The 19,254-nt window shown below is 63.6% G+C and carries 26 protein-coding genes; 7 read left to right on the forward strand and 19 right to left on the reverse strand.

From position 1 onward, the window contains the following. Positions 1 to 64 precede the first annotated feature (64 nt). The 5 genes from rpsD to infA all read right to left on the reverse strand — a co-directional run bounded on the left by rpsD (position 65) and on the right by infA (position 2,167). The gene (gene rpsD / locus RND64_RS16140) at positions 65 to 670 is read right to left on the reverse strand and encodes a 30S ribosomal protein S4 (protein ID WP_005207981.1); all 606 of its coding nucleotides are present in this window, start codon (positions 668 to 670) and stop codon (positions 65 to 67) included. 24 nt (positions 671 to 694) lie between these two features. Beyond that, positions 695 to 1,102, reverse strand: coding sequence for a 30S ribosomal protein S11 (rpsK, locus tag RND64_RS16145; protein ID WP_005207980.1), 408 nt, complete (start codon positions 1,100 to 1,102; stop codon positions 695 to 697). Next, the gene (rpsM, locus tag RND64_RS16150) at positions 1,102 to 1,470 is read right to left on the reverse strand and encodes a 30S ribosomal protein S13 (RefSeq protein ID WP_005207979.1); all 369 of its coding nucleotides are present in this window, start codon (positions 1,468 to 1,470) and stop codon (positions 1,102 to 1,104) included. The genes rpsK and rpsM overlap by 1 nt, the downstream gene beginning before the upstream one ends. 274 nt (positions 1,471 to 1,744) lie before the next feature. Further along, positions 1,745 to 1,858, reverse strand: a complete 114-nt coding sequence (gene rpmJ / locus RND64_RS16155) for a 50S ribosomal protein L36 (RefSeq protein WP_005207978.1) — start codon at positions 1,856 to 1,858, stop codon at positions 1,745 to 1,747. An 87-nt stretch (positions 1,859 to 1,945) separates the two neighbouring features. Beyond that, positions 1,946 to 2,167, reverse strand: coding sequence for a translation initiation factor IF-1 (infA, locus tag RND64_RS16160; RefSeq protein WP_005170487.1), 222 nt, complete (start codon positions 2,165 to 2,167; stop codon positions 1,946 to 1,948). A gap of 379 nt (positions 2,168 to 2,546) precedes the next feature. Between infA and RND64_RS16165 the strand changes: the two genes are divergently transcribed. The 3 genes from RND64_RS16165 to RND64_RS16175 all read left to right on the forward strand — a co-directional run bounded on the left by RND64_RS16165 (position 2,547) and on the right by RND64_RS16175 (position 4,743). After that, positions 2,547 to 3,878 carry an inorganic phosphate transporter gene (locus RND64_RS16165; RefSeq protein WP_049698883.1) on the forward strand — a complete coding sequence of 444 codons (1,332 nt, stop codon included), beginning with the start codon at positions 2,547 to 2,549 and terminating at the stop codon, positions 3,876 to 3,878. A 37-nt stretch (positions 3,879 to 3,915) separates the two neighbouring features. Continuing rightward, complete coding sequence (locus RND64_RS16170) at positions 3,916 to 4,260, forward strand: iron chaperone (protein ID WP_049698882.1); 345 nt, start codon at positions 3,916 to 3,918, stop codon at positions 4,258 to 4,260. 87 nt (positions 4,261 to 4,347) lie between these two features. Further along, positions 4,348 to 4,743, forward strand: a complete 396-nt coding sequence (locus tag RND64_RS16175) for a phage holin family protein (protein WP_049698881.1) — start codon at positions 4,348 to 4,350, stop codon at positions 4,741 to 4,743. 68 nt (positions 4,744 to 4,811) lie between these two features. Here the strand turns inward: RND64_RS16175 and RND64_RS16180 are convergent, their stop codons facing one another. Then, on the reverse strand, positions 4,812 to 5,669 hold the full coding sequence (locus RND64_RS16180; RefSeq protein WP_049699050.1) for an LLM class F420-dependent oxidoreductase: 858 nt from the start codon (positions 5,667 to 5,669) through the stop codon (positions 4,812 to 4,814). A 129-nt stretch (positions 5,670 to 5,798) separates the two neighbouring features. Between RND64_RS16180 and dtd the strand changes: the two genes are divergently transcribed. Genes dtd through RND64_RS16200 form a run of 4 tightly spaced genes read left to right on the forward strand, consistent with a single transcriptional unit; the run spans position 5,799 to position 8,393 of the window. After that, positions 5,799 to 6,248 carry a D-aminoacyl-tRNA deacylase gene (gene dtd, locus RND64_RS16185; RefSeq protein WP_049699049.1) on the forward strand — a complete coding sequence of 150 codons (450 nt, stop codon included), beginning with the start codon at positions 5,799 to 5,801 and terminating at the stop codon, positions 6,246 to 6,248. 53 nt (positions 6,249 to 6,301) lie between these two features. After that, the gene (gene fdhD, locus RND64_RS16190; RefSeq protein WP_049698880.1) at positions 6,302 to 7,186 is read left to right on the forward strand and encodes a formate dehydrogenase accessory sulfurtransferase FdhD; all 885 of its coding nucleotides are present in this window, start codon (positions 6,302 to 6,304) and stop codon (positions 7,184 to 7,186) included. After that, positions 7,186 to 7,359, forward strand: coding sequence for a DUF1059 domain-containing protein (locus tag RND64_RS16195; RefSeq protein ID WP_064870713.1), 174 nt, complete (start codon positions 7,186 to 7,188; stop codon positions 7,357 to 7,359). The genes fdhD and RND64_RS16195 overlap by 1 nt, the downstream gene beginning before the upstream one ends. Next, the gene (locus RND64_RS16200) at positions 7,356 to 8,393 is read left to right on the forward strand and encodes an EAL domain-containing protein (RefSeq protein ID WP_231894363.1); all 1,038 of its coding nucleotides are present in this window, start codon (positions 7,356 to 7,358) and stop codon (positions 8,391 to 8,393) included. Before RND64_RS16195 ends, RND64_RS16200 begins: the two co-directional genes overlap by 4 nt. Before the next feature lie 123 nt (positions 8,394 to 8,516). On the opposite strand, the gene RND64_RS16205 is transcribed toward RND64_RS16200, so the two are convergent. From RND64_RS16205 to rpsH, 13 genes are all read right to left on the reverse strand, one after another. Then, positions 8,517 to 9,584 (reverse strand): ABC transporter ATP-binding protein, encoded by a 1,068-nt coding sequence (locus RND64_RS16205; RefSeq protein WP_049698879.1) that lies wholly within the window; start codon positions 9,582 to 9,584, stop codon positions 8,517 to 8,519. Positions 9,585 to 9,653: 69 nt separating this feature from the next. After that, positions 9,654 to 10,970, reverse strand: a complete 1,317-nt coding sequence (locus RND64_RS16210; RefSeq protein ID WP_049698878.1) for an ABC transporter substrate-binding protein — start codon at positions 10,968 to 10,970, stop codon at positions 9,654 to 9,656. 335 nt (positions 10,971 to 11,305) lie between these two features. Beyond that, positions 11,306 to 12,226 (reverse strand): carbohydrate ABC transporter permease, encoded by a 921-nt coding sequence (locus tag RND64_RS16215; protein WP_152930055.1) that lies wholly within the window; start codon positions 12,224 to 12,226, stop codon positions 11,306 to 11,308. Continuing rightward, positions 12,223 to 13,137, reverse strand: a complete 915-nt coding sequence (locus RND64_RS16220) for a carbohydrate ABC transporter permease (protein WP_197494630.1) — start codon at positions 13,135 to 13,137, stop codon at positions 12,223 to 12,225. The genes RND64_RS16215 and RND64_RS16220 overlap by 4 nt, the downstream gene beginning before the upstream one ends. 223 nt (positions 13,138 to 13,360) lie before the next feature. Beyond that, positions 13,361 to 14,155 (reverse strand): type I methionyl aminopeptidase, encoded by a 795-nt coding sequence (gene map, locus RND64_RS16225; RefSeq protein ID WP_049698877.1) that lies wholly within the window; start codon positions 14,153 to 14,155, stop codon positions 13,361 to 13,363. A gap of 14 nt (positions 14,156 to 14,169) precedes the next feature. Then, positions 14,170 to 14,724, reverse strand: a complete 555-nt coding sequence (locus RND64_RS16230) for an adenylate kinase (protein WP_049698876.1) — start codon at positions 14,722 to 14,724, stop codon at positions 14,170 to 14,172. Then, entirely contained in the window at positions 14,721 to 16,040 is a 1,320-nt protein-coding gene (gene secY, locus RND64_RS16235) for a preprotein translocase subunit SecY (protein ID WP_049698875.1), read from the reverse strand. The genes RND64_RS16230 and secY overlap by 4 nt, the downstream gene beginning before the upstream one ends. 300 nt (positions 16,041 to 16,340) lie before the next feature. Then, the gene (rplO, locus tag RND64_RS16240) at positions 16,341 to 16,781 is read right to left on the reverse strand and encodes a 50S ribosomal protein L15 (protein WP_049698874.1); all 441 of its coding nucleotides are present in this window, start codon (positions 16,779 to 16,781) and stop codon (positions 16,341 to 16,343) included. Between the two features lie 5 nt (positions 16,782 to 16,786). Beyond that, the gene (rpmD, locus tag RND64_RS16245; protein WP_005208385.1) at positions 16,787 to 16,966 is read right to left on the reverse strand and encodes a 50S ribosomal protein L30; all 180 of its coding nucleotides are present in this window, start codon (positions 16,964 to 16,966) and stop codon (positions 16,787 to 16,789) included. Positions 16,967 to 16,969: 3 nt separating this feature from the next. Then, a complete protein-coding gene (gene rpsE, locus RND64_RS16250) occupies positions 16,970 to 17,611 on the reverse strand; it encodes a 30S ribosomal protein S5 (RefSeq protein ID WP_005170418.1) in 642 nt (213 codons plus the stop codon). Between the two features lie 49 nt (positions 17,612 to 17,660). Then, the gene (rplR, locus tag RND64_RS16255) at positions 17,661 to 18,065 is read right to left on the reverse strand and encodes a 50S ribosomal protein L18 (RefSeq protein WP_049698873.1); all 405 of its coding nucleotides are present in this window, start codon (positions 18,063 to 18,065) and stop codon (positions 17,661 to 17,663) included. Positions 18,066 to 18,068: 3 nt separating this feature from the next. Further along, a complete protein-coding gene (rplF, locus tag RND64_RS16260; protein ID WP_005208387.1) occupies positions 18,069 to 18,605 on the reverse strand; it encodes a 50S ribosomal protein L6 in 537 nt (178 codons plus the stop codon). Positions 18,606 to 18,620: 15 nt separating this feature from the next. Continuing rightward, positions 18,621 to 19,019, reverse strand: a complete 399-nt coding sequence (gene rpsH / locus RND64_RS16265; RefSeq protein WP_005170410.1) for a 30S ribosomal protein S8 — start codon at positions 19,017 to 19,019, stop codon at positions 18,621 to 18,623. Positions 19,020 to 19,254: the final 235 nt, after the last annotated feature.

Consider the following 19,254-nt stretch of genomic DNA (forward strand, 5'->3'; position numbering starts at 1 on the left):
TCCTTGTGGCCGACCGCTATTTGACGGCCTAGAAGTGGACCGAAACAGCTTGTGCTGCTTGGTTTTACTTGCTGTAGAACTCGACGATGAGCTGCTCGGTGAGCGGAACCTCGATCTGAGCGCGCTCGGGCACGTTGTGCACGAGGATGCGCAGCGTCGAAGGAACCACCTGCAGCCAACCCGGAACCGGACGATCGCCGACGAGCTCCTTGGCGATCTGGAACGGGGTGGTCTGCAGCGACTTCGGACGAACGTCGATGATGTCGTACTGGCTGACGCGGTAGCTGGGGACGTCCACGCGAACACCGTTGACGGTGAAGTGGCCGTGGGTGACCAGCTGACGTGCCTGACGACGGGTACGTGCCAGACCGGCGCGGTACACGACGTTGTCGAGACGGGTCTCCAGGATGCGCAGCAGCTCGTCGCCGGTCTTGCCGTTACGACGGTTGGCTTCCTCGTAGTAGCGACGGAACTGCTTTTCCATCACTCCGTAGGTGAAGCGTGCCTTCTGCTTCTCCTGCAGCTGCTGCAGGTATTCGCTCTCCTTGATCCGCGAGCGGCCGTGCTGGCCGGGCGGGTAGGGGCGACGCTCGAACGCCTGGTCGCCTCCGATGAGGTCGACGCGCAGACGACGGGACTTCTTTGTTGCGGGGCCGGTATAACGAGCCATGTTTTTCTCTTCCTCCCTTTCCCGCTAGACCCGACGCCGCTTGGGCGGACGGCAACCGTTGTGCGGCTGCGGGGTGACATCGGAAATGGTGCCGACTTCGAGGCCGGCTGCCTGCAGCGACCGGATGGCGGTCTCGCGACCCGAACCCGGTCCCTTGACGAACACGTCGACCTTCTTGACGCCGTGCTCCTGGGCCTTGCGCGCAGCGTTCTCGGCCGCGAGCTGAGCCGCGAACGGGGTGCTCTTGCGCGAGCCCTTGAAGCCGACGTGACCCGACGATGCCCAGCTGATGACATTGCCGTTGGGGTCGGTGATCGACACGATGGTGTTGTTGAACGTCGACTTGATGTGTGCGTTGCCGTGCGGGACGTTCTTTTTATCGCGACGGCGTGCGCCCTTCTTGGGGCCTGCGCTACGTGACTTCGGAGGCATTACTTCTTCTTCCCGGCGATGGTCTTCTTCGGGCCCTTACGAGTACGGGCATTGGTCTTGGTGCGCTGTCCACGGACGGGCAGGCCACGACGGTGGCGCAGACCCTGGTAGCAGCCGATCTCGATCTTGCGACGGATATCGGCCTGCACCTCGCGGCGCAGGTCACCCTCGACCTTCACCGAGCCTTCGATGTACTCACGCAGCTTTGTGACGTCTGCGTCGGTGAGGTCCTTGGCGCGCAGGTCGGGGCTCAGCCCGGTGCCCGCAAGGATCTCCTTGGAGGTGGTACGCCCAACTCCGTAGATGTAGGTCAGTGCGATCTCGAGCCGCTTCTCGCGGGGAAGATCGACACCAGCAACACGTGCCATGTGGCGGATTTCCTTTACTTTTCAGAGGTCTTCTCCCGGTCCGTCCCCTACTCTGCGAGGGGCTCCGGCCTCTGCACGAAGCGAGTTGTACTCGCTGCGCGGTGTCTCGCGGTGGTCCGCGTGACACAGTCCGGAGGTAGGCGGTGACGCGTCTGTCGCCGCTGGTGCTGGGAGGGCTTCACAAGTTCTGCTCAGCTCTGGTGTGTGTATTCAGTTGTGTGTTTCACCAAGCGATCTGGTGGGGTGCTCCGCGGTCGTACGACCGTGGACGTGATCAGCCCTGACGCTGCTTGTGGCGCAGGTTCTCGCAGATCACCATGACCCGGCCGTTACGGCGGATCACTTTGCACTTTTCACAGATCGGCTTGACGCTCGGCTGAACCTTCACGTCAATCTCTCCTGTTGTCGCCCGTGGGCACGACCGAATGGCCGCACCACACGAGGGTTGTCCCGGACCGGTCTCGGCCGGGAAGTCTTACTTGTAGCGGTAAACGATGCGCCCGCGACCGAGGTCGTACGGCGAGAGTTCCACGACGACCCGGTCCTCGGGCAGGATGCGGATGTAGTGCTGCCGCATCTTGCCGCTGATGTGGGCGAGAACCTTGTGACCGTTCTCCAGCTCAATGCGAAACATCGCATTGGGCAGGGGTTCGATAACCCGTCCCTCGACCTCGATGGCCCCGTCTTTCTTCGCCATGTCCTCCGCGATCCTCGGCGGTGTCGCGATCCGCTCGCAGGGCAACAAGTGCCCGGACGAACGATTCACCCCACTGCCCGGTTGAATCAGTGTTTATCCGTTAGTGTGTTGACACCCGCTCCGAGAGCGAGAGCCTGGCAGCGATGTCTCCGGCCGCGCTCATCGGGTAGATGGCATGCGCATACCGGCACGACAAGCGCACCGACGTTCAATCGTACGCGAACTGGCCTAACAGTCCAAACCCACGACGACTGCCGCCCAGACGCGACTCCGACAAATCGTCCGCTGGGGTGACCGCGGGATGAATACCGTCCGAAGAGTCCCGGATCGGGCGGCCACAGACCCCATCCGGCATCGGTCGACGATCACTCTGGATTGAGTGGACCTCACAACACTCGCAGTGGTCGGCATCATCGCGCTCGCGGCGCTGTTCGATTTCACGAACGGATTCCACGATTCGGCGAACTCCATCGCCACCGTGGTCGCGACACACGTCCTCAAGCCCAAGGTCGCAGTCGTGTGGGCCGCCGGGTGGAACTTCCTCGCGTTCTTCGTGATCGGAACCGCGGTCGCCGACACCGTCGGAGAGACGGTCAAGTCGCAGTACTACAGCGTTGCCGTCGTGTTCGCCGCCCTGCTCGCCGCCGTCATCTGGAATTTCCTCTCGTGGCACCTCGGGATTCCGACGTCGTCGTCGCACGCACTCATCGGCGGTCTCATCGGCGCCGCTCTGGTCAAGGGCGGCATCGACGCGATCAAGGCGTCGAGCGTCGAGAAGACCGCGGCGTTCATCGTGATCTCGCCACTCGCGGGTCTGTTGCTCGGCGGTGCGCTCATGCTCATCCTGCGCGCAGTCCTTTTCCGCGCACCCGTCCTGCGCACCGAGAAGCTGTTCCGGTGGTTTCAGCTCGCATCGTCGGGAGCCATCTCGCTTGCCCACGGCGGCAACGACGCCCAGAAGACGATGGGCATCGTCGCGGGCCTTCTCGTGTCGACCGGCCACCTCACCCAGACCGGTTCGTCGCTTCCGGTGCCCGACTGGGTGGCGCTGGGCTGCTATCTGTTCATCGCACTCGGAACACTGTCGGGTGGATGGCGCATCGTCCGGACGATGGGCACCGGCATCACCCGACTGCGCCCGGTGAGCGGCTTCTGCGCCGAAACGGGTGCGGCGATCGCACTCTTCGGCTCGACGGCGCTCGGCGCGCCGGTCTCGACAACCCACACGGTCGCAGGCGCGGTCGCGGGAGTCGGCACCACCAACCGCAACAGCACCGTCGACTGGTCGGTGTTCCGCAAGATGGTGGTCGCGTGGGTCGTCACCATGCCTGCCGCGGCAATCGTTGCAGCCGCGGTCTACGGCCTCACCCAACTGCCGAGCCTCGCGGCGTCGACCATCGTCCTCGCGGTACTCATCGCTGGACTGCTCGTGCTGTTGTGGAAATCGCTGCGCGCCGCGCCCACGGCGAGCGACGTCGAAGCAGACCTCGACAAAGAAGCCGAGGAGGAATTCCCGATGCTCGCGGGAGCCGGTTCGATCATTCCGAGCGGCAAGCCACGACGCCCTCACGCCCACACGACGGAATCGGATGGTGACGCCGACGCACCAGGTAAGGACGACGCCAAGGCCGCGAAGGAAGCCGAGCAGCGGAAACAACTCGAGGAGCTGAACAAGGTGACGGCCGACCAGGTCCCCGAGTTGTCCTGGTAGTCACGCGATCGGGCAAGGCGACGTGTCACGCTGAGGCATGGGCACCATCGACGACTATCTGGCCGAACTCGACGACGACACCGACTGCGCAGTGATCGAGCACATCTACACGATCGCCCGCGAGGTCGTCCCCGACGCCGAGCAGGGCAAGGGCTACGGCATGCCGGCTCTGACCTACCACGGCAAACCATTGCTGTCGGTGATGCGGGCCAAGAAGCACATCGGCATCTATCCGTTCAGCCCGGAAGCGGTCTCGGCAGCGGCTCCGCAACTCGAGGGCTTCGACATGGACAAGGGCACCATACGGTTCCAACCGTCTGATCCCCCGTCCGACGACGCCATCCGCGCCCTCGTCACCGCACGCCGCGATCAGATCGGGTGAGCCGAAGGGACATCCACCACCAGGGGTGCACCACAGATCCGCTCTACACCGCGCGCCAACCTGTCCGAATTTGGCAAGATCTTGTACATGCGTGCATTTCTGCTCCAGTCGGCACTCTCGGGTGTCGCGCTCTGGGTCGCCACTCTGATCGTGCCCGGCCTGAGCTTCCAGTTCCCCGACAACGCGTCGGGCTGGGAAAAATTCGGGATCGTGGTGCTCGTCGCCCTGATCTTCGGTGTGGTGAACGCCTTCATCAAGCCGATTGTGCAGCTCTTCTCGATACCCCTCTACATCCTCACCCTCGGTCTGATCCACATCGTGATCAATGCGTTCATGCTCCAGATCACCTCGTGGATCACGCACAACACAACGCACTGGGGTCTGCAGGTCGACAGCTTCTTCTGGGCAGCGATCCTCGGCGCGCTGGTGATCTCGATCGTCAGCTGGCTGATTTCAATGGTGCTCAAGGAGCCTGTGCGGTAGCTGACCGCGTGCGCCCAGCGTGTCGTCGAGCCTCGCCGGCACCGCGCAGGTGATCGTCTTGGGTACTGCTACGCCGAGATAATCGCGGCCAGTTGTTCGACGGGCGTCTCCGAACCGAGCACCTGAATCGTCACGTGATTGGCGCCCGCAGCAAGGTGCTCGTCGAGTCGAGCCTTCACCTGCGCTGGGGTGCCATGCGCGACGAGGGCGTCGATCAACGCGTCACTGCCCCCGTCGGCAATGTCCTCATCGGTGTACCCGAGACGCTTGAGGTTCCTGGTGTAGTTGCTCAGATGCAGGTACGGCTGGTCGACGGGTGGGCGACCCACGGCACGTGCCTCGTCGGCGTCCTCGGTCAGCACCACCTTGTGCTCGGGAGCGAGCAAGGCGTCGGGTCCGAGGATCTTCCTGGCTTCGGCGGTGTGCTCGGGAGTGGTCAGGTAGGGATGGGCGCCCAGTGACCGCTCGGCCGACATCCGCAGCATGCGCGGTCCGAGTGCGGCCAGCAGTCGACGGTTGGGCGGAACCTGCTTGCCGTCGAGAGCGTCGAGGTAGCGTCCGACAGCCTTGAACGGCGTCGTGTACTCCGACGTCGCCTCCGGATGCCCGGCACCGACTCCGAGGTAGAAACGGCCGGGGAAGTCGCGTTCGAGTGCGTGGAACTCACCGGCGATCACGTACGGGACGGAGTTCCAGATATTCACGATTCCGGTGGCGACGGTGATGTGTTCGGTCGCCTCGAGGATCGTGCGGATGGGGTGCAGATTCTTGGGCGATCCACCGAGCCAGATGGTCCCGTATCCGAGCTCTTCGATCTGGCGTGCCTCGTCTGGCGAGAACTGCTTGAACCAACCCCACGCGCCGTAGGTGCCGAACTTGGCGATGTGTTCTGCCTTGGTCTGCGCTGCCCTGGATGAAGCGGTCATGTTCACAGCGAACCTCATCTCCGCTCGCCGGTATTCCGACGCGTCGAAGTCGTCACCAGATCTTCATCTGATGTCCGACGTACTCGCCCAGCAGCGGGTGGGTGCGGCCGATCTGTGATGCTGGTCGGCATGCGTGCAGTGATCCAACGAGCAAGTCAGGCGAAGGTGACCGTCGACGGCGAGACGGTCGGCGAACTCGACATCGCGCCCGGCGGCTTCGGTCTCGTCGCGCTCGTCGGGGTCACCCACGACGACACTCCGGCACACGCGACGAAGCTGGCCGACAAGATCTGGCGGCTACGCATCCTCGACGGTCCGGACGGACGCGAGAGCTCCGCGGCCGACCTCGACGCTCCGATCCTGGTGATCAGCCAGTTCACCTCGTACGCCAACACCGCCAAGGGTCGACGTCCCTCGTGGAACGCCGCGGCACCCGGCCCGGTCGCCGAACCGCTCGTCGACGCCGTGGTCGCGGAACTGCGTGCAGCCGGAGCGACCGTCGCGACGGGTCGTTTCGGCGCGCACATGGAGGTGTCGCTGGTCAACGACGGCCCGGTGACGCTCGTTCTCGACGTCTGAGGGAGCCGCTGATCGGGTGGGCGAGTCGCCGACCACCGGATACCGTGGTTTGCATGGGCCGGATCACAGCACGACGTCGCGTTACTCGCGTCCGTCGCGGTGCGCAGGCAACACCGCGCGTCGACGTGCTGGCCGTCGAGGAGCCGTTGGAGATGCGAGTCAACGGCGAACGGCTCGCGGTCACGATGCGGACCCCGGGACACGATGTCGAACTCGCGTCGGGATTCCTCGTCTCCGAGGGCGTGCTGGTTCGAGCGGAGGACCTGCTCACGGCCCGCTACTGCGCCGGCGCCGGGAGCGATGGGGTGAACCTGTACAACGTGCTTGATCTCGCGCTTGCGCCTGGCGTCGCGTCGCCCGATTCGTCTCTGTCGCGCGACTTCACCATTTCGAGTGCCTGCGGGGTCTGCGGCAAGGACAGCATCGAATCCGTCACGACGCGTTCGCGTTTCGACGTCTCCGACGATCCGCTGATCGTCGACGCCGACGCCGTGCTCGATCTACCCGGCCGCCTTCGCGAGCACCAGAAGGTCTTCGCGAAGACAGGCGGGTTGCATGCGGCGGCTCTGTTCGACGGTCGCACCGGTGAGCTGCGTGTGGTCCGCGAGGATGTCGGGCGCCACAATGCCGTCGACAAGGTCATCGGGTGGGCGTTGGCACGCGACCTGCTCCCCCTGCGCGGACAGATCCTCCAGGTGTCCGGGCGTGCAAGCTTCGAGCTGGTGCAGAAGGCGATCATGGCAGGCATTCCGATGTTGTCGGCGGTCTCGGCGCCGTCGTCGCTGGCCGCCGACCTCGCCGAGCAGCAGGGGCTGACCCTTGCCGGGTTTGTTCGGGGCGAGTCGATGGTCCTGTACAGCCGTGCCGATCGCGTCTCGTGTAACGACGCGGGCTCCCATGAAGAATTCTCAATTGCGACCAATCAGAAAGGGACGTGATGAAGAGCTTCTGGTGTGGTGCGGTCATTCCGAATTGCGAGGCAACGTTCGAGGCGGCAACCGAGGACGAAATTCTCGACCGTGTCGCCGCGCATGCCGCCGACGACCACGGGCTCGATGAGCTGTCCCCGACAACAGTCGCTCGTGTCCGTGAAGTGATTGTTGATCAATGAGTTCCTCCGACCGCGCCAACACACAGTCTTTGGGGGCGCGAGTCGAGTCGGAGCTAGAGCGTGAAGTGGATGCTCTGATCCATTCGGCTCAGGCCCCGACGGTCGTATTCCAGCCCATCGCCCATCTACCGCAGTTGAGGGTCGTCGGCTACGAAGCTCTGAGCAGGTTCTCGGCGCAACCGCGTGTCAGCCCCGATCAGTGGTTTGCGGCGGCTGCCCGCATCGGACGAGAGGCCGACCTCAGTGCACTCGTCCTCGAAAAGGCACTGTCGACAAGGGCCTCGCTGCCGCGTCGGACTTTTCTGACGGTGAACATCTCCCCCGAGGTGTTGCTCTCCAATGCCATACAGAAATTGTTGGAGGTCGGCCCGCTCGACCGGATGGTATTCGAGCTCACCGAGCACGCCATCGTCACCGACTACGACCAGGTTGCTGCTGCCATCGCGAGAGTGCGCGAGCTCGGCGGATTCGTCGCTGTCGACGACGCAGGCGCGGGATACGCGAGCATGCACCACATCCTGACGCTGCACCCCGATTTCGTGAAGCTCGACGGTTCGCTTGTGGCAGACCTGCACCGCGATCCGGCGAAGTCGGCGCTCGTCGAAATGTTCGGCGAATTCACCAGCAGAATCGACGCCTGGTTGATCGCCGAGGGCATCGAGTCATCTGATGACCTCCATCGGTTGCGCCAGCTCGGGGTGCCGCTCGGACAGGGATACCTGCTGGGAAGACCGGCCGAGGCGATGACTGGAATCGATCCGCTGCTCAAGACGCGGACGCGCGATCTGTGCGAATCGAGAGAGACCGTGGCACCCTTCATCGAAGCGGGCCAGACGGCATCCGCCGACTCCGACGATGCCGTGTTGCGGACGATCTTCGACGCCAACCCGGAGGTCGCGGCAATAGCTCTGCTCGACGCAAGCGAGGCCCGATCCACCTCGCGGCCAGGTGCGGTGAGCGAGATGTCGCTCGGCACAACACAATGCGCGTCAATCGTGCCGCCGATCGACGAGAAGTGTTGCGACGTGCCATGACCCGGCCGAGGCACACGCGGTTCGACCCGCTCGTGTGCTGCGACGAGAACGGTCAGTACATAGGCATGGTGCCCATCGACGCACTGATCTCGTCGCTCGCTGCCCGCTGAGGTGGTCGACCACTCAGAGACGAATACCCGAATCCCCTTCGAACCAGTGCAATTCGCCTGCATCCGGGATCAGGCCGAGCGATTCACCGACCTTGAACTCGTGCCTGTGGTCGGCACGGACGACGATCCGTCCGTCTCGAACGGCGACGTCGGCCGAGCAGTAGACGAACTGCTCGGACCCCAGTTCCTCGACCAATTCGATACGCGCCGTTAGTGAACCGAGCGTCCCCGGACCCGTGACCTGCCACGATTCAGCCCGCAGCCCGACCACCAACCGCTGTGGCGCTGAACGGGGAACGGCGATCTCGGCGTCGCCGAGATGCGCACGGCCGGCGTCGATGTCGACGTCGATCAGACACATCTGAGGTGAGCCCATGAACCCGGCGACGAAGGTGTTTGCCGGGCGCGCGTAGATTTCGCGCGGGCTACCCACCTGTTGCAGAACACCTTTGCGGAGCACCGCGACACGATCGCCCATCGTCATGGCCTCGACCTGATCATGCGTGACGTAGAGCGTCGTCGTACCCAATTCACGCTGTAGTGCGGCGATCTGCGCGCGGGTGCTCACACGCAGCTTGGCGTCGAGGTTCGACAGCGGCTCGTCCATGCAGAAGACCTTGGGACGCCGAACAATTGCTCGTCCCATCGCCACTCGCTGACGCTGGCCGCCGGAAAGTTTCGACGGTTTGCGGTCGAGCAGCTCCTCGAGTTCGAGCATCGCGGCGACCTCGGACACGCGGGTTGCCGTGTCGTTCTTCGACATTCCGGCGTTGCGTAGCGCGAATCCCATGTTCTGCGCGACCGTCATGTTGGGGTACAGCGCGTAGTTCTGGAACACCATCGCCACATCGCGGGATTTGGGTTCGAGACCGATGACGTCCTGTCCGTCGATGCTGATGGAACCCGCTTCCACCGACTCGAGGCCAGCCAGCATACGAAGCGTCGTCGACTTGCCGCATCCCGACGGCCCGACGAGCACCATGAACTCTCCGTCTGCCACCTCGAGGTCGAGATGGTCGACGGCGGGCGACGCGTCAGGACTGAACTGACGCGTCGCCCCGTCGAATGTCACTACCGCCACGTCACGCTCCCACTGCGTCGATAATGGCCGAGTCTCTGTTGACGTGGCCGATACCGATTGTGCTGCTCATCATTTCGGCAACTTCGGCTTGATCTGGGTGTCGTAGATCTGTTGGATCTGCTTGTTCACATCGGCCATGGTGTCGTTGACGTCAGCGTTCTGCAGGCCGATCTTCTCGTAGCCCGTACCGATGATCTTGTCGCCACCGGGCACAAAGACGCGAGCGTAGTTCTGCGGCTTGGTCTTCGGCAACTGGTCGATCGCCGTCTTGAAGTTGGGGTTCTTGTCGAGGAAGGCCACCATCGACGGGTCGTTCAGCGCCGACTTCCGGACCGGCATGTACCCGACGTTCTGCGAGAAGTACGCCGTGTTGTCAGTGTCGGTGATGAAGTTGATGAACTTCAGCGCGTTGACCTTTCGCGCGTCGGAGATTCGCGCCGGGATCGCAAGGCCCGCGCCTCCCGTCGGGCAACCAACCGTTCCGTCGGGCGCAGGCAGGAACGCTGTGCCGAAGTTGAACTTGGCATTCTTGGTGATTCCCGACAGGTCGCCGGTCGATGCCACCGTGGAGGCGATGATGCCGGCGCTGAAATCGCCTGCGATGTCGTTGGATATCTTCGCGTAGCGCTTGGTGTTGATCGACTCACTAAGGTAGTTGGCGGCGGCGATCGTCTTGGGATCGGTGAACTTCAGATCCCACTCGTCGGAGTAGGCACCACCGAAAGTCCACGTGGGACCCTGGAACGTCCAGCCAAGGTAGTCGACGGCATTGCCCCAGCCGTGCGCCTGCTTACCGCCACCGACGACACCCTGGATACGCGGACCCCACTCGTCGAACTCCTGCCAGCTCTGCGGCCCGCGGGCAGGCAGTCCCGCCTGCTTCCAGACGTCGGCGTTGTAGTAGAACAGCGGTGTCGACCTCGCGTATGGCAGTGCCCACGTCTTGTTGTTCCACTTGTAGTCGCCCACAAGCGAATCGACGTAGTCGGAGGTGTTGACGTCCGCCTTGCCGAACAGGTCGTCGAGCGGCGCGATAGCACCGATGAGTGCGAAGTTGAACCACCACACGTCGGACAGGATGATGATGTCCGGCAGCGACCCGCCCGAGAGCGCGGCGTTGAACTTCTGCGCCGCTTCCTCGTAGTTCTTTCCGGCGTCGACCAGTTGGACCTTGATACCCGGATTGGCCTTCTCGAAGCGCGAGATCAACTCCTTCTCGACCGCCGTCGACTTGCCCGGGTGGTTCGACCAGAAGGTCAGGTTGTTGGCGTCACCCCCGTCGTCGGACCCCTCTGAACTCCCCGACCCGGCGCAAGCCGATACCGCCAGGCCTGCCGCCAACGTGACACCAGCCGCGAGAAAACCGCGGCGAGACAACTCGTGCATTCGTGTGCTCCTGTTCCCCACTGTTTGTCGTTCTCTGTCTGTCGCGCAGGTGGTTTCGACACCCGCCGATCGAGCCCTATCCGTTGATCGAGCTCCCACCGCTGATCGAGCTCCCCACCGCTGATCGAGCCGACCCCGCTGATCGAGCCTGTCGAGATCACCCACCCCGTCGATCGAGCCCCCACCGCAGAAGTGCACAGTGGTTTCGACACGGCAGCTCGCTACGCTCGCGGCCTGCTCAACCAGCGGAAATGCGCCGCTGATCGAGCCGACCCCGCTGATCGAGCTCCCACCGCTGATCGAGCCGTCCCCACCGCTGATCGAGCCTGTCGAGATCACCCCTTCACCGCCCCGGAGGTCAGGCCCTTGATCATGTGGCGCTGCAGGAGCAGGAAGACGACGAGCATCGGCAGCATGGCGAGGACCGTCGCGGCCATCACGGGCCCCCAGTTGGTCAGGCCGTCGTTGTTCTGCAACTGCGTCAACCCGACGGGCAGCGTCGCGACGGTGTAGTCGTCGGCCATCAGGAACGGCCAGAGGTATTCGTTCCACTCGTTGACGAGCGTGATGAGCGCGAAGGCAACCATCGTCGGGATCGACAGCGGCAACACCACACGGGTCAGTAGCCGGAAGTGACCGGCGCCGTCCATGCGTGCGGCTTCGATGATCTCCTGGGGTATCGACAGAAAGTGGTTGCGCATCAAGAACGTTCCGAATGCGACGCCCGCAAGCGGCAGGATGATGCCGAGGAACGTATTGCGCAGCCCGAGCTGTGCAATGAATGCGTAGTTGGTGATCGACGTGATCTGATTCGGCACCATCAGCGCGGCGATGATCACGATGAACACCAGGTTCTTGAACGGAAACCGCAGGAACACAAGCCCGTACGCGCTCAGCACCCCGAGTGCGAACTTCACGACGCCCAGGATCGAGGTCACGATCACCGAGTTCCGCATGAAGTCCCAGAACGGAACCGACGTCGTCGCCTCGCTGTAGTTCTCCGGGTGCCACACGGACGGCCACCACACGGCGGGCTGCACGTAGATCTCGGATCGATCCTTGAACGACGCCAACAGGATCCACACGAGCGGTAGCGCCACCAGGAGCACGACGACGACCATCGCGAGGTAACCGAACACCGTGGCAACGCGTTTGCGCCGCGCGTACGCCTTTGCGCGTTGGTCGGGGCCGGCGGGACTCGTCGTCGACGCCGCGTCACCCGACGTCGTCGACTCCGTCATCACGATCTCGCTCATGCCTGCGACCGATCCATCACGCGTACCTGCACAACGGTGACGACGAGCAGCACGACGAACATGATCGTCGCAACCGTCGCTCCGTAGCCGGCGCGGAAATTGCGGAACGTCTCTTCATAGACCTGGTAGACCATCGTCGTGGTGCCGTTGCCGAGCGGGCCTCCGCGGGTCATCACGTTGATGATGTCGAAGACCTGTAATGAGTTGAGCAGCACGGTGATCGAGAGGAAGAACGTCGTCGGACGAAGCTGTGGCAGCAGAACCCGACGGAAGTAGGTGAAGCGGCTGGCCCCGTCGATTGCTGCCGCCTCGTCGAGGTCGATTCGCTTCCCCTGCAACGCTGCAAGGTAGATCACGAACGCATAGCCCAGGTTCTTCCACACGTAGGTCACCGTGACCATGAACAGAGCCCAGTGCGGTTGCTGGTAGAAGTCCGGTGCCGACCCGAGGTGCAGCCGGTGCATCAGGTCGTTGATCAAACCGAAGCTCGGATCGAATACGAACTGAAACGCGATACCCACCGCTGCGCCGGAGAGTACGAACGGCGCAAACACAATGGATCGCACCAGGTTTCGGCCACGCAGCTTCCGGTCGAGCAACAGCGCCAACGCGAGTCCCAGTGCCATACTGCCCGCCACCGCCACAACGGTGAAGACCACGGTGTTGACGACGATGGTCCAGGTATCGGCGCGCGTGAACCATTCCGTGTAGTTCGAGAACCCGATGAAGTCGGCGCCGGGCGACGAAATGTTCCAGTCGTAGAACGACATTCGGATGTTCTCGATGAGCGGTCGATACGTGAACACTCCGAGCAGCACCAGATTGGGCGCTACGAGCGCGATGAACAGCGCGTAGCTACGCCACGACCGGGCGCGCGACGACGGAAGCACCCGCTCGTTGACTGACGACACCCGGGCAGTATTCAGCCCCGATCTTACGGATTGCGAACGAGATGATTGCCCGCCGACGTCCGGAAGGTGTCGCGTGGACCACGTCACATGAATTGGCCGTGAACACGACCGAACCGGGAGCTACTTGCGGTTGCCCACAGGCGCGGAAACCGCGCGTCTGGGCAACCGGAAAGAATGGGCAACCGGAAAGAATGGGCGACGCAAGAACGGGCACCCGGAAAAGTCAAGCAGGGCGCTGCGTCAGAATGCGTGGACCGTCGGCAGTAACCGCGACGGTGTGCTCCCAGTGGGCGGCGCGCGAGCCGTCGTCGGTGACGACGGTCCAGCCGTCGGGAAGTTCGGTCGTCTCGGTGGTGCCGAGCGTGAGCATAGGCTCGATCGCCAACGTCGAGCCGATCACCAACAACGGACCGTGGCCGGGATCGCCCTCGTTCGGCAGGAACGGATCGAGGTGCATCTCGCGCCCGATGCCGTGGCCGCCGTAACCGTCGACGATCCCGAAGCCGCGTCCAAAGGTCTTCTCCGCCTTGCGTGTTCCGGTCTCGATGGCGTACGAGATGTCGGTGAGGCGTGCGCGGTCGACCATTGCGGCGATGCCTGCCTCCATCGACAGCCGTGTCGCGTCCGAGAGGTCCTGGTCGGCCTGCGAGAGTTCGCCCACCCCGAAGGTCCACGCGGAGTCGCCGTGCCAGCCGTCGAGAATGGCGCCGCAGTCGATCGAGACGAGATCTCCCTCGGCGAGCACGACGGTTGACGACGGGATTCCGTGCACCACAACGTCGTTCACGGAGCTGCAGATCGAGCCGGTGAACCCGTGATAGCCCTTGAACGACGGGACCGCACCCGCGCCCCGGATCACAGACTCGGCCACCTCGTCGAGTTCGAGGGTGCTCACCCCGACCTTCGCGGCGTCGCGTACCGCGACGAGTGCTTGCCCCACAACGGCTCCCGCCGCAGCCATGGCGTCTAGCTCGCCAGGGCTGCGGAACGGAACACGTTTGGTCTTACGGAGCCTCATCGCGGATCGATACTCTAGGAGACCTTGACGCCGAGCGCGCTCAGCACTCGCTGGTGGACTTCGTCGACCTCGCCGACTGCGTCGACGGTCTTGACCTGGTCGCCGTAGTACTCGAGCAGCGGCGCGGTCTCTTTGTCGTACACCGCCATGCGGTTACGGATCACGTCTTCGGTGTCGTCGGCGCGACCGCGCGCGAGCATGCGATCCACGACGACGTCGGGGTCGACGACGAACGAGACAACAGCGTCGAGCTCGGTGTCCAGGTCGGCGAGGATCGAGTTGAGCGCTTCGGCCTGCTCGATCGAGCGGGGGAAGCCGTCGAGGATGAAGCCCTTCGACGCGTCGGGCTCGCTGAGGCGTGCGCGGACCATGTCGACGGTGATCTCCGGCGGCACCAGGTCGCCGGCGTCGAGGTACTTCTTCGCCTCGATACCGATCGCGGTGCCCTCAGAGATGTTGGCGCGGAACAGGTCGCCGGTGGAGATGTGCGGAATGCCAAGAGCTTCCGACAGCAGTTCTGCCTGAGTCCCTTTGCCAGCGCCGGGGGGGCCGAGAAAAACAAGTCTCACTTCAAGAATCCTTCGTACTTGCGTTGCATCAATTGACTGTTGATCTGCTTCACCGTGTCCAGACCCACGCCGACCATGATCAACACGGCCGTGCCCCCAAATGGCAGGTTCTGCACTCCCCCGCTGTTGCCGATCTCGAGGAAGAGGTTGGGCAGTACAGCGATGATACCCAGATAGATCGAGCCCGGGAGCGTGATGCGGCTCAGTACGTAGCCTAGGTAATCAGCCGTCGGCTGGCCGGGACGGATACCGGGGATGAATCCTCCGTACTTCTTCATGTCGTCGGCACGCTCTTCGGGATTGAAGGTGACGGCGACGTAGAAGTACGTGAAGAAGATGATCATGGCGAAGTAGACGAGGATGTACACCCAGCTACTCGGGTCGGCGAGATAGCGCGAGACCCACGACTGCCAGCCCGACTCGGTGCCGTCGGCACTCTTGGTGAGCTGCACGATCAACTGCGGCAGATACAACAGCGACGACGCGAAGATCACCGGGATGACGCCGGCCTGGTTGACCTTGAGCGGCAGATAGGTCGACGACCCGCCGTACATCTTCCGGCCGACCATCCGCTTGGCGTACTGCACCGGGATTCGACGCTGGCCCTGCTCGATGAAGACCACGCCCGCGATGATGATCAGCGCCGCGAGACACACGAGACCGAAGACCAGGCCGCCACGGCTGGTGAGGATCGCCCGACCCTCGGCGGGGATGCGAGCAGCGATGCCCGCGAAGATCAGCAGCGACATACCGTTGCCGATACCGCGCTCGGTGATCAGCTCACCGAACCACATGACGAGGCAGGCGCCTGCGGTCATGACGAGCACGATGATCGACAGACCGAAGATCGACTGATCGGTGAGAACGTTGCCGCACTCCTGCGGGAGCAGTGTGCCGCGGTCGGCGAGGGCGACGATGCCGGTCGACTGGAGCAGTGCCAACGCCACGGTGAGGTAGCGGGTGTACTGCGTCATCTTGGCCTGACCGGACTGGCCCTCCTTACGGAGTTGCTCGAACCGCGGGATGACCACGGTGAGCAGCTGCACGATGATGCTCGCGGTGATGTAGGGCATGATGCCGATCGCGAACACCGAGAGCTGCAGAAGCGCTCCACCGGAGAACAGGTTGATCAGCGAGTAGACCTGGTTGCCGCCACCGCTGTTGATGCGATCGATGCACGCGTGCACGGTCTTGTAGTCGACGCCGGGCGACGGGACCGTCGCGCCGAGGCGATACAGCACGATGATGCCGATGACGAAGAGGATCTTCTTCCTCAGATCGGGCGTCCGAATGGCCGCGACGAGGGGGGAAAACACTAACTCCTCCTAGGAACGACCACGCTCGGGTTGTTCGGGGGCCAGACGGACCCCACCCCCACGTGCTCGGCAATCGACGTTGATCGGTGGTTGCGTTGTGCGGCAACCCCAGAAACTCTACCGGCAGCCACGGCCGGCACTTCTGCGGGACCGCACCACCTGAAGTTTTCGGAGCCCGCTCGCCCGACCCGGCGCGCGTTGTACGTGCATGCACACCCGATGAGCTCGACGAACCGGCCCGCTGGCACCACAGCGGACGGCAGAACAGTGCTGCCGTCCGCTGTGGTCAGAAACGAACTCTTACAGTTCAGTGGTGCTGCCACCGGCAGCGGCGATCTTTTCCTTGGCCGACGCCGTGAACTTGTTCGCGGTCACGTTGACCGCGACGCTCAGCTCACCGTCGCCGAGGACCTTCACCAGCTGGTTCTTGCGAACCGCACCGGCAGCGACGAGCTCGTCGACGCCGATGGTGCCGCCCTGCGGGAACAGCTTGGCGATGTCGCCGACGTTGACGACCTGGTACTCGACCCGGTTGGGGTTGGTGAAGCCCTTGAGCTTCGGCAACCGCATGTGGATCGGCATCTGGCCGCCCTCGAAGGCTGCAGGCACGTTCTTGCGTGCCTTGGTGCCCTTGGTGCCGCGACCGGCGGTCTTACCCTTGGACCCCTCACCGCGACCCACACGGGTCTTATCGGTCTTCGCGCCCGGAGCGGGGCGAAGGTGATGGAGTTTGATGGTCATTGCTCTTAAACCTCTTCGACTGTCACGAGGTGTGCAACCACGTTGATCAAACCGCGGTTGATCGGGGTGTCCTCGCGGGTGACGGTCTGGCGGATGCCCCTGAGTCCAAGGGTCCGCAGGCTGTCACGCTGGTTGCTCTTGGCACCGATGGTGCCCTTCACCTGGGTGATCTTCAGCTGTGCCATGTCTTACACTCCCTGGCCTGCGCGCGCCCGGAGCATACCGGCCGGCGCCACATCTTCGATCGGCAGACCGCGACGTGCGGCGACCTCTTCGGGACGCTGCAGCATCTTCAGTGCGGCCACGGTCGCGTGCACCACGTTGATCGCGTTGTCGGAGCCGAGGCTCTTGGCGAGGACGTCGTGCACGCCTGCGCACTCGAGCACGGCACGCACCGCGCCACCGGCGATGACACCGGTACCGGGGCTTGCCGGACGCAGCATCACGACACCGGCCGCAGCCTCACCCTGAACCGGGTGGGTCACGGTGCCTGCGATCAGCGGAACGCGGAAGAAGTTCTTGCGAGCCTCTTCGACGCCCTTCTGGATCGCGGCCGGAACTTCCTTGGCCTTGCCATAGCCGACACCGACCATGCCCTGGCCGTCGCCGACGACCACGAGAGCGGTGAAGGAGAACCGACGTCCACCCTTGACCACCTTGGAGACACGGTTGATGGTGACGACGCGCTCGAGCTGGTTGCGCTCCTGGTCACGATCGCGTCCGCGGTCGTTACGACGATCGCGGCCACCGCGGCGGTCGTTGCCGCCCTGGTTGTTGTTGTTGTCGTTACCGGCGGGTCCGTTTCCGCCGTCACGCTGACGTCCGGGCATCAGAGGTTCCCTCCGGTCATGTTGGTCTTGCTGTTGTTGCTGGTCATCATCAGAACTGCAGGCCTCCCTCACGGGCGGCGTCGGCGAGCGCGGCGATACGGCCGTGGTAGTTCTTGCCACCACGGTCGAACACGACGGCCTCGACACCTGCGGCCTTGGCGCGAGCGGCGATCAGTTCGCCGACGCGACGAGCCTGTGCCGACTTGTCGCCGCCGGCTGCACGCACGTCAGCCTCGATGGTCGACGCTGCTGCGAGGGTCTTGCCCGCGAGGTCGTCGATCAGCTGCACGTGGATGTGACGGCTGCTGCGCTTGACGGCCAGACGCGGACGCTGCGGCGTTCCGCTGACCTTCTTGCGAAGGCGGAAGTGACGATTTCCGGTCGCGGTGCGACGACGGGTCGACACGTCCTTGCCGATGGGCTTGCGGACAGTTTTGGTTGCTGTATCACTCATGGCTTACTTACCCGTCTTTCCGACCTTGCGACGGATCTGCTCACCCTCGTAGCGAATGCCCTTGCCCTTGTAGGGGTCGGGACGACGCAGGCGGCGGATGTTCGCCGAGATCTGGCCGACTTGCTGCTTGTCGATACCCGACACCGAGAACTTGGTGGGCGACTCGACGGCAAAGGTGATGCCCTCGGGAGCCTCGATCGGCACGGGATGGCTGTAACCGAGCGCGAACTCGAGGTCGCGACCCTTGGCTGCGACGCGGTAGCCGACACCGAAGATTTCCATCTTCGTGGTGTAGCCCTTGGTCACGCCGTCGACCAGGTTGGCAACCAGCGAGCGGTTCAGACCGTGCAGTGCACGGTTACGACGCTCGTCGTTGGGGCGGGTCACCACGATGGTGTTGTCTTCCTGCGCCACCTGGATGGGGCTGGTGACAACGTGGCTCAGCTCGCCCTTGGGTCCCTTCACGGTGACCGTCTGTCCGTCGATGGAGACGGTGACGCCCGCGGGGATCTCGATCGGATTCTTACCGATACGCGACATTGTGCTTACCTCCCCTTACCAGACGTAGGCGAGGACTTCGCCGCCCACGCCCTGGTTGGCTGCCTGGCGATCGGTGAGCAGACCGGACGACGTGGAGATGATGGCCACGCCGAGGCCGCCCAGGACCTTGGGCAGGTTGGTGGACTTTGCGTACACCCGCAGGCCCGGCTTGGACACGCGGCGCAGTCCTGCGATGGAGCGCTCACGGCTGGGGCCGTACTTGAGGGAGACGACGAGGTTCTTGCCGACCTCCGCATCTTCGGTGCGGTAATCGGTGATGTAGCCCTCGCGCTTCAAGATCTCGGCGATGTTCACCTTGAGCTTCGACGACGGGAGGGTCACCTCGTCATGGAACGCCGAATTGGCGTTACGCAGACGTGTCAAGAAGTCTGCGATCGGGTCAGTCATGGTCATGGTTGACCGTCAACCTTTCTCGTAGCGGTTCCCATGCAGCGCCGATCGTCAGGATTTCTCCTGTGACCTGCGGTGGGCCTTCCACGAAGTGGATAGTGAATAGGTTCTCGCCGCCGGTGCCCTTGGCATTTCGCCAGCACCGGAGACTATTCAGTTGTAGCCGTGACCCGAGTGCGGACACGCGAAGGTGCACAGGCAACCGTTCTAGTGTAGAGAATCGGCTGGCCAGACCCAA

Origin of the sequence: Gordonia sp. w5E2 (genome assembly GCF_036540975.1) — a bacterium.
Classification (GTDB): Bacteria; Actinomycetota; Actinomycetes; order Mycobacteriales; family Mycobacteriaceae; genus Gordonia; species Gordonia jacobaea.